The sequence below is a fragment of the Geodermatophilus amargosae genome (genome assembly GCF_900116515.1).
Taxonomy (GTDB): Bacteria; Actinomycetota; Actinomycetes; order Mycobacteriales; family Geodermatophilaceae; genus Geodermatophilus; species Geodermatophilus amargosae.
The window spans coordinates 102,602-116,172 of record NZ_FPBA01000017.1 but is presented as its reverse complement, the minus strand read 5'-3'; the positions used below and the strand labels follow the sequence as shown (position 1 = coordinate 116,172).

At 76.5% G+C, this 13,571-nt stretch carries 16 protein-coding genes; 9 read left to right on the top strand and 7 right to left on the bottom strand.

Going from position 1 to position 13,571, the window contains the following annotated elements:
- Positions 1 to 72 precede the first annotated feature (72 nt).
- The 4 genes from hemE (at position 73) to hemQ (ending at position 3,766) form a co-directional block, all read left to right on the top strand.
- A complete protein-coding gene (gene hemE / locus BM414_RS19810; RefSeq protein ID WP_175551697.1) occupies positions 73 to 1,128 on the top strand; it encodes a uroporphyrinogen decarboxylase in 1,056 nt (351 codons plus the stop codon).
- Positions 1,125 to 2,492: a protoporphyrinogen oxidase gene (gene hemG / locus BM414_RS19805; protein WP_093582190.1), complete on the top strand. Its 1,368-nt coding sequence runs from the start codon at positions 1,125 to 1,127 to the stop codon at positions 2,490 to 2,492. Before hemE ends, hemG begins: the two co-directional genes overlap by 4 nt.
- Before the next feature lie 31 nt (positions 2,493 to 2,523).
- Complete coding sequence (locus tag BM414_RS19800; protein WP_093582188.1) at positions 2,524 to 2,967, top strand: hypothetical protein; 444 nt, start codon at positions 2,524 to 2,526, stop codon at positions 2,965 to 2,967.
- Positions 2,968 to 3,037: 70 nt separating this feature from the next.
- The gene (hemQ, locus tag BM414_RS19795; protein WP_093582186.1) at positions 3,038 to 3,766 is read left to right on the top strand and encodes a hydrogen peroxide-dependent heme synthase; all 729 of its coding nucleotides are present in this window, start codon (positions 3,038 to 3,040) and stop codon (positions 3,764 to 3,766) included.
- 74 nt (positions 3,767 to 3,840) lie between these two features.
- Here the strand turns inward: hemQ and msrB are convergent, their stop codons facing one another.
- Entirely contained in the window at positions 3,841 to 4,260 is a 420-nt protein-coding gene (gene msrB / locus BM414_RS19790; protein ID WP_093582184.1) for a peptide-methionine (R)-S-oxide reductase MsrB, read from the bottom strand.
- A gap of 113 nt (positions 4,261 to 4,373) precedes the next feature.
- Between msrB and BM414_RS19785 the strand changes: the two genes are divergently transcribed.
- Entirely contained in the window at positions 4,374 to 4,838 is a 465-nt protein-coding gene (locus BM414_RS19785; RefSeq protein WP_093582182.1) for a hypothetical protein, read from the top strand.
- 71 nt (positions 4,839 to 4,909) lie between these two features.
- Here BM414_RS19785 and BM414_RS19780 read toward each other — a convergent pair whose 3' ends face one another.
- Positions 4,910 to 5,113: a cold-shock protein gene (locus BM414_RS19780; RefSeq protein ID WP_093582180.1), complete on the bottom strand. Its 204-nt coding sequence runs from the start codon at positions 5,111 to 5,113 to the stop codon at positions 4,910 to 4,912.
- 364 nt (positions 5,114 to 5,477) lie between these two features.
- Here BM414_RS19780 and BM414_RS19775 point away from each other — a divergent pair, with 364 nt between their 5' ends.
- Complete coding sequence (locus tag BM414_RS19775) at positions 5,478 to 5,720, top strand: hypothetical protein (RefSeq protein WP_093582178.1); 243 nt, start codon at positions 5,478 to 5,480, stop codon at positions 5,718 to 5,720.
- 64 nt (positions 5,721 to 5,784) lie between these two features.
- On the opposite strand, the gene BM414_RS19770 is transcribed toward BM414_RS19775, so the two are convergent.
- Both BM414_RS19770 and BM414_RS19765 read right to left on the bottom strand, forming a co-directional pair.
- Complete coding sequence (locus tag BM414_RS19770; RefSeq protein ID WP_245784842.1) at positions 5,785 to 7,218, bottom strand: GmrSD restriction endonuclease domain-containing protein; 1,434 nt, start codon at positions 7,216 to 7,218, stop codon at positions 5,785 to 5,787.
- Positions 7,146 to 7,532, bottom strand: coding sequence for a hypothetical protein (locus BM414_RS19765; protein ID WP_093582176.1), 387 nt, complete (start codon positions 7,530 to 7,532; stop codon positions 7,146 to 7,148). Before BM414_RS19765 ends, BM414_RS19770 begins: the two co-directional genes overlap by 73 nt.
- Positions 7,533 to 7,745: 213 nt before the next feature.
- Between BM414_RS19765 and BM414_RS19760 the strand changes: the two genes are divergently transcribed.
- Positions 7,746 to 7,949, top strand: coding sequence for a hypothetical protein (locus tag BM414_RS19760; RefSeq protein ID WP_093582174.1), 204 nt, complete (start codon positions 7,746 to 7,748; stop codon positions 7,947 to 7,949).
- 116 nt (positions 7,950 to 8,065) lie between these two features.
- Here BM414_RS19760 and BM414_RS19755 read toward each other — a convergent pair whose 3' ends face one another.
- Positions 8,066 to 8,422 carry a DUF6223 family protein gene (locus BM414_RS19755; RefSeq protein ID WP_093582172.1) on the bottom strand — a complete coding sequence of 119 codons (357 nt, stop codon included), beginning with the start codon at positions 8,420 to 8,422 and terminating at the stop codon, positions 8,066 to 8,068.
- Between the two features lie 194 nt (positions 8,423 to 8,616).
- On the opposite strand from BM414_RS19755, the gene BM414_RS19750 reads away from it, so the two are divergent.
- Entirely contained in the window at positions 8,617 to 9,852 is a 1,236-nt protein-coding gene (locus BM414_RS19750) for a sensor histidine kinase (RefSeq protein WP_093582170.1), read from the top strand.
- The gene (locus tag BM414_RS19745) at positions 9,849 to 10,529 is read left to right on the top strand and encodes a response regulator transcription factor (RefSeq protein ID WP_093582168.1); all 681 of its coding nucleotides are present in this window, start codon (positions 9,849 to 9,851) and stop codon (positions 10,527 to 10,529) included. Before BM414_RS19750 ends, BM414_RS19745 begins: the two co-directional genes overlap by 4 nt.
- Here BM414_RS19745 and BM414_RS19740 read toward each other — a convergent pair.
- Together BM414_RS19740 and BM414_RS19735 are read right to left on the bottom strand one after the other, a co-directional pair.
- Complete coding sequence (locus BM414_RS19740) at positions 10,526 to 12,259, bottom strand: alpha-keto acid decarboxylase family protein (RefSeq protein ID WP_175551696.1); 1,734 nt, start codon at positions 12,257 to 12,259, stop codon at positions 10,526 to 10,528. The genes BM414_RS19745 and BM414_RS19740 overlap by 4 nt on opposite strands.
- Positions 12,256 to 13,458, bottom strand: a complete 1,203-nt coding sequence (locus tag BM414_RS19735) for an alpha/beta hydrolase family protein (protein ID WP_093582166.1) — start codon at positions 13,456 to 13,458, stop codon at positions 12,256 to 12,258. The genes BM414_RS19740 and BM414_RS19735 overlap by 4 nt, the downstream gene beginning before the upstream one ends.
- Between the last annotated feature and the right edge of the window lie 113 nt (positions 13,459 to 13,571).

The following is a 13,571-nucleotide window of genomic DNA, read 5'->3' as shown; positions in this document are numbered from 1 at the left end:
GCAGGGTAGGTGCCGGGAGCCCGGTCTGTCTCGGACGCGCCGCTGCTCAGGGGTCTGGGAGGATCGGCCGTCGTGAGCACCGCACCCGCCGTCCCGCCGTCCCCCGCCGACTCGGACCTCGTGCGGGCAGCGCGCGGGCTCCCGGTGGAGCGGACGCCGGTGTGGTTCATGCGGCAGGCCGGACGGTCGCTGCCGGAGTACCGGGCGCTGCGCGCCGGGACCGCGATGCTCGAGGCCTGCCAGGACCCCGACCTGGTCACCGAGATCACCCTGCAGCCGGTCCGCCGGCACGGCGTGGACGCCGCGATCCTCTTCTCCGACATCGTGCTGCCGCTGGTCGTGGCCGGGGTCGACATCGAGATCAAGCCGGGGGTGGGCCCGGTGGTCGCGGACCCGGTGCGCACGGTCGCCGACGTCGACGCGCTGCCCGGCCTCGAGCCCGACCGGCTGGACTTCCTCGCCACGGCGGTGCGCCGGCTGGTCGCCGAGCTCGGTTCCACGCCGCTCATCGGCTTCGCCGGGGCGCCGTTCACCCTGGCGACCTACCTGATCGAGGGCGGGCCCTCCAAGGAGCACGCCCGCACCAAGGCCTTCATGTACGCAGAGCCGGAGGCCTGGTCGCGCCTGCTGACCCGGTTGGCGGTCTCGGCGGCGACCTTCCTGCGCGTGCAGATCGACAACGGCGCCTCGGCGGTGCAGCTGTTCGACTCCTGGGCCGGCGTGCTCTCGGCCGTCGACTACGGCACCCGGGTGCTGCCGCACTCGCGGTCGGTCTTCGACGGGCTCGGCGACCGCGACGTCCCGCGCGTCCACTTCGGCGTCGGCACCGGGGAGCTGCTCGCGCTGATCGGCGACGCCGGGGCCGACGTCGTCGGCGTCGACTGGCGGGTGCCGCTGGACGAGGCGGCCCGGCGGGTGGGGCCGCAGCGGTCGCTGCAGGGCAACCTCGACCCCGCCGTCCTGCTGGCCGACCGCCGGACCGTCGACCGCGAGGTCCGCCGCGTCGTGGAGCAGGGCCGCGCCGCCCGCGGGCACGTGTTCAACCTCGGCCACGGGGTGCTGCCGGAGACCGACCCCGGCGTCCTCACGCACGTCGTGGAGCTGGTGCACGAGCTGTCACGGCGATGAGCCGCGTCGTCGTCGTCGGTGCGGGGATCGCCGGGCTGACGGCCGCGTTCGAGTGGTCCCGGCGGCGGCCCGGCGACGAGGTCGTCGTCGTGGAGGCCGGGGGCCGGATCGGCGGCAAGATCGACCGGGTCGACCTGGCCGGCAGCTGGTACGACACCGGGCCCGAGGCCGTGCTGGCCCGCGTGCCCGAGGCGGTGGAGCTGGTCGGGGAGCTCGGCCTGGGCGACCGGCTGGTGGCACCGAGGACGACGCAGGCCTCGATCGTGCTGCCCGACGGCCGGCACCCGCTGCCGCCGGGGACCGTGCAGGGCGTGCCGACGTCGGCCGACGGGCTGGCCGGGGTGCTCACCGCCGACGGCGTCGCGCGGGTGCGGGCGGAGGCCGACCTGCCGCCGCTGCGCCTCGACGGCGACGTCTCGGTGGGCGCGCTGCTGCGCGCGCGGCTCGGCGACGAGGTGGTCGACCGGCTGGTGGAGCCGCTGCTCGGCGGCGTCTACGCCGGCCGCCCCGACGACCTCTCGCTGGCCGCCACGATGCCGGCGCTGGCCGCCCAGCTCGCCCGCGCCGACTCGGTGCTCGCCGCCGCCGTCGCCGCCCGGGACGCCGGCGCCCGCAGCCGCGGCGACGCCGACGGGCCGGTGTTCGTGACCGTGGCCGGCGGCCTGGGCTCGCTGCCGCAGGCGCTGGTGGAGGCGTCGGGGGCGCAGGTGCGGCTGCGCACGCCGGCGCACGCGATCCGCCGGGCGCACGGGCGGCTGGAGGTCGCGGTGGGGCCGACCGCCGCGCCCGAGGTGCTGGAGGCCGACGCCGTCGTCCTCACCGCGCCGGCCGGCAAGTCCGCGCGGCTGCTGACCGGGGTGGCACCGGAGGCCGTCGAGCCGCTGCGCGGCATCCCGTACGCGTCGATGGCGGTCGTCGCCATGGCCTTCCCGGCCCAGCCGGTCGACGCCGGGTCGGGACTGCTGGTCCCGCCGGTGGCCGGGCGGCTGGTCAAGGGTGTGACGGTGTCGTCGTCGAAGTGGCCGCACCTGTCCGGCGGCGGGGCGCTGCGGGTGCGGGCGTCGGTGGGGCGCTACGGCGACGAGTCGCAGCTGCAGCGCGACGACGACGACCTGACCGCCGCGGTGGTGGCTGACGTCGCCGACCTGCTCGGCCTCGAGCGCCGCGAGCCGCTGCAGACCCACCTGGTGCGCTGGGGCGGCGGGCTGCCGCAGTACCTGGTCGGTCATCCGCAGCGGGTGGTCGCCATCCGGGACGCCGTCGCCGCGGTGCCGGGACTGGCGGTGGCGGGGGCGGCCTACGACGGCGTCGGCGTGCCGGCCTGCATCCGGGGCGCCCGCCGCGCGGTCGAGGCGCTGGTCTGACGTCCGCGCGCGGCCTGACAGTCTGGGCGCCGTGACCGCCTCCCTCGTCCTGCGGGCCGCGCTGCTGGGGACCGCCGCCGGGGGACGCAGCTCCCTCGGTCTCGCCGCGCCCGCGCTGACCGCCCCGTCCCGCCTGCCGTGGCCGGTGCGCCTGGCCGCCATCGCCGCCGTGGTGGGCGAGGTGGTGGCCGACAAGCTGCCGGGCACCCCGTCCCGCACCATCGCGCCGAGCGTCGCCGTCCGGCTGGCGTCCGGTGCCGGCGGGAGCGCGCTGCTGGCCCGGCGGGGGAGCGGGAGCGGCGTGCTGCCCGTCCTGGCCGGGGCGGCCGGCGCCGCGGCGGGGACGATCGGCGGCGCGCGCTGGCGGGGCTGGGCGTCGCAGCGGGTGCCGGACCGGCAGGCGGCACTGGCCGAGGACGTCGTCGTCCTCGTGCTGGCCGCGCTGGCCGGACGGGAGCGCGCCGCGCGTCCCTGACCGCCGGTGTGTGCAGGAGCGCACGGACGGCGGGCGGACGGCGCGCTCGGGGGCGCGGGACAATGGGCGCATGAGCGAGCAGACGCAAGCCCCGACCGAGACGAAGAGCGTCGGCAAGCGGGCCAACGAGCTCAACACCCTCATCCGCTACACGATGTGGTCGGTGTTCCGGCTCGCCCGGCCGCTGGCCGACGACCAGCGCACCACGGCCGCCGACGAGGTCGCCGGGCTGTTCGAGGAGCTGGCCGGCAAGGGCGTCGTCGTCCGCGGGACCTACGACGTCGCCGCGCTGCGGGCCGACGCTGACGTCATGGTCTGGTGGCACGCCGAGACGCCCGAGGCGCTGCAGGAGGCCTACACGCGGCTGCGCCGCACCCAGCTCGGCCGGTCGCTGGACCCGGTGTGGTCGCAGATGGCGCTGCACCGGCCGGCGGAGTTCAACCGCAGCCACATCCCGGCGTTCCTCGCCGAGGAGGAGCCGCGGCGCTACGTCTGCGTCTACCCGTTCGTGCGGTCCTACGAGTGGTACCTGCTGCCCGACGAGGAGCGGCGGGACATGCTCAAGGAGCACGGCATGCAGGCCCGGCCCTACCCCGACGTGCGGGCCAACACGGTGGCCTCGTTCGGCCTGGGCGACTACGAGTGGATGCTCGCCTTCGAGGCCGACGAGCTGCACCGCATCGTCGACCTGATGCGCGACCTGCGGGCCAGCCGTGCCCGCCGGCACGTGCGCGAGGAGGTGCCGTTCTACACCGGCGTCCGCAAGCCCGTGGCCGAGCTGGTCCGCGACCTGGCCTGAGCCGCGGCCCTGCCCTGACGCACCGAGGGCGGCCCCCCTCCCCGGGGAGCCGCCCTCAGCCGTGGAACGCGCGCTCAGCCCTCGGCGGGCTGCAGCCGGATGCTCACCGAGTTGATGCAGTAGCGGTCGCCGGTCGGCGTCTGCGGGGCGTCCTCGAAGACGTGCCCGAGGTGGCTGTGGCAGGTGCCGCAGAGGACCTCGACGCGGGTCATGCCGAGGCTGCGGTCCTCGCGGAGCACCACGTCGTCCGCCGAGGACGGCTCGTAGAAGGACGGCCAGCCGCAGTGCGAGTCGAACTTGGTCTCCGAGCGGAACAGCTCGGCGCCGCAGGCGCGGCAGGCGTAGACGCCGACGGTCTTCGTGTCGACGTACTCACCCGTCCACGGCCGCTCGGTTCCGGCCTGCCGCAGCACCGCGTACTCCTGGGGGGACAGCTGGGCGCGCCACTCCGCGTCGCTCTTGGTCACCTGGGGCTGCGAAGGGGACGTCGTCATGCCAGGGGGAACGACCTCGGCCGCAGGCGGATTCCCCGCGTCCCCGGGCCCGGACCGGCCCTCGCGACTCCGTGTGGCGGGGTGCCGCCGTGCGCACGGGGAGACTGGAGGGCGTGACACCGCCCGACGCGCCCCTTGCCGACACCTGGTTCTCCCGCGACCTGCCCGTGCTGCGGGCCGTCGCCCGGCTGGTGGACGAGCCGAAGCACGGCGGTGCGCCGTACCTGCTCGGCTCCGTCGTCCCGGGCAGCGGGTTGCCCAAGGAGCAGGTGGTGGCCGCGGCGAAGGCGCTCGCGGCGGCGGGCTACATCGAGCCGCTGACCAACCACGCCGGCGACATCGTGCGGATCACCGGGATCTCCGCCGAGGCGCGGCGGCTGGCGGGGCTGTGGCCGACCCCGCAGGGGGAGTGGGAGCGGCTGCTGGAGCAGGCGCAGATCCGGGCCCATCGGGCACCGACGGACGTCGAGCGGGAGCGCTGGCGGGCCTTCGCCGACGCCGCGCGGGCGGTGGGCCCGGACGCGGGAGCGCTGCTGATGCAGGCGCTGGTCGGCGGCTACGTCCCCCGGGCACGCTGACCGTCCGGCCCCGGACGCGACAGCGCCCCCGCCCGGCGGACCGGGACGGGGGCGCTGTGCTGATCAGGAGATCAGAGCGGGGTGACGTTCGCCGCCTGCGGGCCCTTCTGGCCCTGCTCGACGTCGAAGGCGATCCGCTGGCCCTCGTCGAGCGAGCGGTACCCGCTGGTCTGGATGGCCGAGTAGTGGACGAACACGTCAGGTCCGCCACCGTCCGGGGTGGCGAAGCCGAACCCCTTCTCCGCGTTGAACCACTTGACAGTTCCTTCGGGCATTGCTCGCTCCTAGCTGCGGTGGTGCATCGGGGTCCTGCCAGAGCGCAGGGGCCTTCCCGACGCGACGAACCCTAGCCGTCCGGAGCGTTCTTGCCGACCCCCGGGCCCCGCGTGGCGGGTTCGACCTGGGACTCCTCACGCTGAGCGACCTCGCGGACCGGCCGCTCCGGCGTCCGGGGCCGGCGTCCACCCACCCGGGCGGCGGCGCGGTGACGGCCGCGCCGCCGGCCGACTCCGCGCGGGCGGGACACTGACCGCGGTCTTGCGGTGATCGTGCGGTTGCGCGCAGCCGGGGCTGCGGTGCGGCGGTCAGTGTCGTCCTCGCCGGGACGGATCCCGGCCCGCCGATCCCGAGGAGCCCGTCATGGAGACCCCCGCACGCCCGCTCGTGCTCGTCGAGCTGGGCGACCTCGAGGCCGCTGACCTCGACGCCCTGCTGCGTGCCGAGCTCGACGAGCCGGCCGCCGTGCAGGTCCCCGACGCCGTGGCGGACGGGCTGGCCGCCGACGAGCTGGCCGCCCTCCTCGCCGACGTCCTGCGCTCCACCGGCACCGCCGCGGCCCTGGCGCACCGCCTCGGCGCGCACGCCGCCCTGCTCGCCGACTGAGTCGGCTCCGTCCCGCCGGTCCTGGCCCCCGCACCACGGGGGCGCGGGGTCCAGGACCCGGCGGTCACGACTCGCAGCCGACCCCGTCGCCGTCGCGGTCGAACTTCGGCTGCCAGCCCGGGTCGCCCGGGTGGATGGGAGCGGCGCCGGCCGCCTTGACCTCGGTGCAGTTGGCGTACGTCGGCCCGCCCACCGGGGCCGGAGCCGGTGCGGGTGCGGCTGCCGGTGCGGGCGCGGGACGGGGAGCAGGCGCCGGGACGGGCACCGGAGCAGGAGCCGGGCGCGGCGTCGTCGGCACGGGACGTGCGGTCGTCGGCACGGCTGCCGGCGTGCTCGGCGCGGCGGTGGTCCGGGCCGGCTGCTGCACGGGCGCGACCACGCCGCCGGGCAGCGGCTCGCCTGGGCAGGCGCTCAGCACGGTGGCGATCGCGTTGCGCTCGGCCTGGGTCGTCCACAGCCCGTAGCTGACCTTCACCGCCACCTGCCGGGCCACGTAGGCGCAGCGGTGGGAACGCGCCGGCGGCAGCCAGGTCGCGGCGTCGCCGTCGCCCTTCTGCGTGTTGAGCGGGCCGTCGACGGCGAGCAGGTTGAGCGGGTCGTTGGCGAACCGGGTGCGCTGGGCCGTGTCCCACTGCTGGGCGCCCTTCTGCCAGGCGTCCGACAGCGCGACGACGTGGTCGATCTGCACGTCGTCGCTGGTGGTCTGCCCGCGCTGGAAGGCGATCGTGCGGCCGGAGTAGGGGTCGGCGAGCGTCCCGGTGAGGACGACGCAGTCGCGCGTGCCGGGCTTGAACGCCTCGCCGGTGAGGTCGCGGGCCAGCACGTCGTTGCGGGTGTCGCAGCCGTTGCGGTCGGTGTCGACCCAGCCGGCGCCGAACAGGTCGCGGTCGTAGCCGGTGCGCGGGGCGCGGCCCTGCACCGGGACGGCGGCGAGGGCGGCCAGCGCGGTGGTGGGCGCGGCGGTCCCGACGGCGCCGTCGGTGGCGGTGTCGGAGAGCACCCCTGTGGTGGAGTCGACCGGGGCCACGGCGGACTCGCGGGTCTCCGCCTGCTCCAGGGCGTCCTCGGCGGCGGCGATCTCGGCCTCCGCGGCGGCGCTCTCCTCGGCGGCCGACGACGTGCTGGTGGCGGCCGACGGCGTGCTCGCGGGCGCCGAGGCGGCGGTCGGCGCGGTCCGCGGTGCGGTGCCACCGCCGACGACGACGGCCGCGAGGCCCGCGGCGAGGACGGCACCGCCCACGCGGCGCGAGGCGATGAAGGCCCACCGCGCCCGGCCGGCGACGACCGCGCCGAGGCCGACGAGGAGCGCCGCGAGCCCGAGCGCGAGCAGTCCGCCGGGGAGTCCGGAGGTGGCGACACCGGCGACCAGGAACAGCAGGACGACCGCGGCCACGCCCCCGAGGACCACCCGCTGCCGGCCGCTCCCTACGGGGACGGGAGCAGGCGGCGCGGCTGCCCGGTGACGCGCGTCGTCGGTGAACGCGACGAGGACCTGCACCGGGTCGGTCCCGGCGAAGGGGACTGCACGTCGACGGTGGTCTCGACCGCGCCGGGCAGTGCGGCGGCGAAGGCGCGGTCGCCCGTGGCGTTCGACGTCAGCTTGGCGCCGTCGACGTGGAGGGTGACGTCACGGCCCGACGGCGTGGTGGAGACCAGCCGCAGGTACGTGGCACTGCTGCCCTCGCGCGGCGGGACCACGTCGAAGCCGAGGGCCGCGGCCTTCGACACCACCGCGCGCATCGGCGTCCCCGGTGAGCGCTGCCCGTGGTGGCGCAGGACCGCCTGGACGGCAGGGTCGGACAACGACGACATGAGCGATCTCCCCGCGTGCTCCGGTTTGCACCTGCCCGCCATGGTCCGCGGTGGGAACGCCGCCGTACAGGAACCGCAGGAGCCCCTGGGGCGGGTGGGGGGAGAGGGGCTCGAGGCGGCTCGGACACCCGGCAGGCGCCCCCGACGGCTGCAGGAGTACCGGATGCGGCCGATGTGGATCCGGACCACACGCAACCGCTTGCAGGAGGCACCATGACCAACCCCCTGGTCCCCCCGACCGTCACCACCGAGGAGGAGTGGCGGGAGTTCCAGGTCTTCCACGTCTTCCAGCAGACCCGGCACCTCGACCGCATCCGGACCTACACAGGCTGGCTCCTGGCCCTGGTGGTCGCCGGGATCGTGATCAGCGTCCTCACGGCCATCGTCGCTGCCGGCTCCGCGCCGTCCTACTACTGACGGCGCTCGGCCACTGTTCCCGGACGGCGGCCGCCGCGGCGGCGGCGCTCGGACAGGTGCCGGGATCCGTACTCCGGGGCGAGGACGGGCACCGGTCGGCTCGGGGCTCAGGGGAGTCAGCGCGCCGGGACGTCCAGCCGTGCGGCGCGACGGAAGCGGACCAGGGCCACCGCGCCGACGACCGTGCCGGCCAGCCCCAGCACCACGGCGACGACCGCGCCCGCGAGCCCGTTGCCGGTGCCGAGACCGCCCGCGGCGTGGACGGCGTGCAGCCCGCCGACGACCGCGCCGGCCGGCCCGGCCACCAGTGCGACGAGGGCCGCCGTCCGGCGGGAGCGGGCCAGGGCCACCGCGCCGACGACCACGCTGGCCAGCCCCACGACGGCGGCCGCGGTCGGTACGGATCGCCCGGTGCCGAGCTCGTAGCCGGCAGCGAGGGACGACGGTGCAGCGAGCAGGTGCAGGACGGACATCGGGGACCTCCTGGTCGACCGGGACGGACGCCGACGATCGTGGCGTCGCCGGCACGGGGTCGTCGTCGGGCCGCGGTCGGCCGTGCCTACGCCGTCGGGCGTAGCCGACCCGTCCGGGACCGCGCCGTCCGGCGGAGGTCGTCGCGCAGCCAGGAGGAGCCGGGCCGGGATCCGGGGACCCTAGGCTCGCGGCCATGCCGGGCCGAGCCGCGCCGCTCCGCCTACCCGTCTGGGCGCAGGACCTGCTGCTGGCGGCGTTCGTGACCGTCATGCAGGTCCAGGGCACCGTCACCCGCACCCACGGGGACCCGGCGACGGTCCTGCGCCCGCTGGCCGACCTCGGGCACCTGGGCTACGTCCTGCTGGTCGCCGGCGGAGCCGTCGTGGCGGTGCGCCGCCGCTGGCCGGTCGCGGTGTTCGCCACGGCCGCGCTCACCAGCCTGGCCTACTACGCCCTCGACTTCCCCGACGGGCCCGGCTGGCTCGGGCTGTTCGTCGCCCTCTACACGCTCACCGCCCTCGGCGACGGGCGCCGGTCGCTGCTGACCGCCGGCGCGGGCATCGCGGTCCTGACCGTCGGCTGGCTGACCAGCGCCGCCGACGTCGAGCCACCGGCCGCGATCGGGTGGGTGTTCTTCCGGATCGGCGCCTCGGTCATGAGCGCCGCGCTCGGGGAGAGCGTCCGCTCGCGCAGGGACGTCGCGGCCGAGGCACTGCAGCGCGCCGAGCTCGCCGAACGCACCCGCGAGCAGGAGGCCCGCGCCCGGGTCGACGCGGAGCGGCTGAGGATCGCCCGCGAGGTCCACGACACCGTGGCGCACGCGCTGGCCGTCATCACCGTGCAGTCCGGCGTCACCGCGCACGTGCTCGACCGGCGGCCGGACCGGGCGCGCGAGGCCCTGGAGGCGATCGCGCGGACGAGCTCGGAGGCGCTGCAGGACATGCGGGCCGTCCTCGGGGTCCTGCGCGACGACGACGGCCGGAGCCCGGAGCCCGGCCTCGGGCGGATCGGCGAGCTCACCGCCCGGGCGCGGGAGGCCGGGCTCGACGTCGACCTCGACGTCGACCTCGAGGCGCCCTCGCCGCCTCCGCCGGTGCCCGGCGCGGTCGGCAGCGCCGTGTACCGGATCCTGCAGGAGGCGATCACCAACGTGATCCGGCACGCGGGGCCGACCCGGGTGAGGGTCGCGGTGGACTACTGCGCCGACGCCGTGGAGGTCCGCGTGACCGACGAGGGCCCCCAGGAGGGCCCACAGGAGGGCCCCGGGACGGCCGCGCCGGGCACGGACGGGACGGGCCGGGGGATCGTCGGGATGCGCGAGCGCTGCCTGCTCCTCGGCGGTGAGCTCGACGCCGGCCCGCTCCCGGGCGGCGGCTTCGCCGTCGTCGCCCGGCTGCCGCTGACCCCGGCCGGCACGGTGGCGGTGTGACCGCCCCGGACCGGGGTGTGCCGATCCGCGTGCTGCTCGCTGACGACGAGCAGCTGGTGCGCTCGGGCTTCCGGCTCCTGCTCGAGACCGAGGACGGCATCGCCGTGGTGGGGGAGGCGACCACGGGCGCCGACGCCGTGGCGCAGGCCCGCGCCCTCCGCCCGGACGTCGTGCTGATGGACATCCGCATGCCGGGCATGGACGGCATCGAGGCCACCCGGCGGATCGCCGGCGACGACGGGCTGCGCGGGGTCCGCGTCCTCGTCCTGACCACCTACGACACCGACGCCCACGTCTTCGAGGGCCTGCAGGCCGGCGCCAGCGGGTTCCTGCTCAAGGACGCCGGTCCCGCCGAGCTGCTGCACGGCGTCCGCGTGGTGGCGGCCGGCGAGTCGCTGCTCGCACCTCGGATCACCCGGCGCCTCATCGCCCAGTTCACCGCCCGCCGGACGGCCGACGCGGCGGCGGCCTCCCGGCTGGCCGTCCTCACCGACCGGGAGCGCGAGGTCCTGGCGCTCGTGGGTCAGGGCATGAACAACGACGAGATCGGCGCCGCGCTGTTCCTCAGCCCGGCCACCGCCCGGACGCACGTCAGCCACGCCATGGCCAAGCTCGGCGCCCGGGACCGTGCGCAACTGGTCGTCGTCGCCTACCGGACGGGCCTGGTCGGTCCCTAGCGACCGGACGGCCGTCGGTCGGCCGCGCGAGCCGACTCCGGCGCCGGGACGCCGAGCGCGCGCGTGAGGGTCGCGAGGAGGTCGGGCACGTCGTCTCGGGGGACGACCGCCTGCACCAGGGTGAACCCGCCGGGGTCGGCGGCGGCGTCCGCGTGGGCACGGCGCAGGGCACCGACGGTCGAGACGCGCACCGCGCGGGCACGGGTGCCGCCGCCGAACAGGGCGGGCAGCGCCGTCCAGTCCCAGCGGGGGATGTCGTTGTAGGGCTGGTCGGCTCCGTGTATGGCGCGCTCGACGGTGTAGCCGTCGTTGTCGACGACGACGACGAGCGCGGGCAGCCGCTCGCGCAGGACCGTGCCGAGCTCCTGGACGGTCATCTGCGCGGCGCCGTCCCCGATGAGCAGGACGCCGCGCCGGCCGGGAGCGGCGGTGCCGGCACCGAGCAGCGCGGGCAGCGTGTAGCCGATCGAGGCCCACAGCGGCTGGCCGACGAACGTGACACCCGCGGGCAGGCGGTGCGGGGCCATGCCGTAGAAGGACGTGCCCTGGTCGGCGAGGACGACGTCCCCGGCGCGCAGGGCAGCGCTGGTCTCCCGCCAGAGGGCGGCCTGGGTGAGCGGGGCGTCGTCCGGGTCGTCGTCCTGGTCGTCCGGCTCTGCGGTGTCCGGCAGCGGACCCGGGCGCAACGAGGCGACGAGAGGCTGCAGGGCGGCGAGGGCGGCGGACAACTCCAGCGGTGCGAAGACCGCTGAGCCCACGCCGGCCGAGCGCGGGCCCAGCTCGATGGTCCGGGCGCGGGTGATCCGCTGCGTGAACAGGCCGCTGTTGAGGTCGGTGAACTGGACGCCGGCCAGGACGAGCGCCGCGGCGTCCTCGACGACCGCGCGGGTCCGCTCGGTGCTGCCGGCGGCACCCGCGTAGGTGCCGCAGAAGCCGGGTGCGGTCTCGTCGAGCAGGCTCTTCGCCCAGGGCGTGGTGGCGTGCGGCACCGGGCCGGCGGCGAGCAGCCCGGCGAGCGCGTCCGCCGCGCCGAAACGGTGCACCAGCAGGCCGGCGAGCACCGCCACCCGGTCGGTGGACCCCGCGTCCTCGAGCAGCCGGCCTGCGGCGGCGGCGAAGGCGTCGAGGACCTCGGGGTCGGTGCTGTCGCAGGGCGGCGGAAGCGGGTGGGCGGCCGGCTCCACGGACAGCTCGGCGACGTCCGCCGGCACGAGCAGGTACCCCGGCAGCCGGCGGTCGCGGACCTCGGTGAGCACCCGGTCGATCTCGGCGACGGCGGTGCCGGGCCCCAGGACGGCACGGGCGCAGGTGATGTCGGCGTGGGCGGCGGTGAAGTGCCCGAACGCCCCGTCGCCGAGGGTGTGGTGCAGGGGGCGGTGCTCGGCCTGCCGCGCCAGGGCCGGAGCGCCGACGACGTGCACCACCGGTACGTGTTCCGCGTAGCTGCCTGCGACGGCGTTCACGGCGCTCAGCTCGCCGACGCCGAACGTGGTGCAGAGCGCGGCCATGCCCCGCAGCCGGCCGTAGCCGTCCGCGGCATACCCGGCGCCCAGCTCGGTGGCACAGCCGGTCCAGCGCACCTGCGGGTGGGCGACGACGTGGTCCAGCAGCCTGAGGCTGTAGTCGCCGGGCACCCCGAACACCCGGTCGACCCCCAGCTCGGCCAGCCGGTCGACGAGGTGGTCGCCGACGGTGTACGGCGCGGACGCCGCGTTCGCGGTGGGGATCACGCCGGCACCTGCTCGTCGAGCCAGTCGAACACGCGCTCGCCCCGCAGGGCGACCGCCGTGGGCTCGCAGTGTGTGTCGGCGCCCTCCTCCGCGGTGAAGCGCAGCAGCGTCACCGGGCAGGTCAGCTTCGTGGCCAGTTGCGCCGACTGCCCGGGCCAGAACTGCTCGTGCTCGGGGTCGGTGACCAGCACCGGGCAGCGGATCGCCGCCAGCTGCTCGTCGGTGAGGGCGTAGGCGCGCGCGGCGGTGAAGAAGTCGAACGGCGAGCTGACGCCGTAGGGGCGCATCCGCCACTGCAGCATCGTCCGGGTGGCCGGCGACAGCTTGAGGGCCCAGCGCATCTCGGTGTCGAACCGGTCGCGGTCGCCGGAGTCCAGCAACCGCACGAGGCGGTGCGGCAGCTGGGTGAGCATGGTGGTGGAGACGTCGACGACACCGGGGTCGGCGACCGCCGCCGCCACCCGGTGCTCGGTGGCCAGTGCCCGCGGCACCCAGTAGCCGCCCTGGCTCACGCCCATGACGGCGATGCGGGCCGGGTCGACGTCGGGCCGGGCGACCAGCGCGTCGACCACCGGGGTGAGCACGTGCTCCCAGTCCGGCCGGAACGGGATGCCCTGCCGCACGAGCGCGGCGTTCTGCCCGGGGCCGTCGTAGGTCATCGCGTTCCAGCCGCGGGCCAGCGCGTCGGCGATGCCGCGGGTCCAGGCGCCGACCACCGAGCCGTCGCTGCCGTTGGTGTAGACGAGGGTGCGGCGCGGCTCGTCCGCCGGACCGGAGCGGAAGAGGTAGCCGGGCAGGGTGGTGTCCCCGTAGGGGACGGACAGCCGCTCGACGGCCACGTCGCCGACGGCGTCGGTGAGGTCGACGAAGCGGTCCCACGCGTCGCGGTGCCGTTCCCAGAGCTCGGTGAACTCCCCGGTCGCGTCGGCGTGGTCGGTCGCCTCGGACCAGTAGCCGGCCGCCCGCAGCCAGCGGGCCGCCGCGGTGCGCCGGTGCCCCCCGTCCTCGGCGGCCCGCGCCTGGGCGGCCAGCCGCTCGGCAGTGGCGCTCCACTGCTGCACCCAGGCCCGCCGGTCGCCGTTCGGGATCCGGTCGACGGTGGTGAGGACCTCGCCGACGTCGGCGGCGTGGGACCAGGTGGCACCGAGGACGCCCTCGACGGCGAACTGGAGGTCGGGGTCCTTGAAGAACGCGTGCACGTCTGTCTCCGATTGACGGGGGAGGACCGCACCGTCCCGACGCCGGCTCCAACGCGGCTCCAAGCGCGAGCGGGGAGGAGCACGTCCGCCGGCTGGCGCGCCGTTGGAGTCCG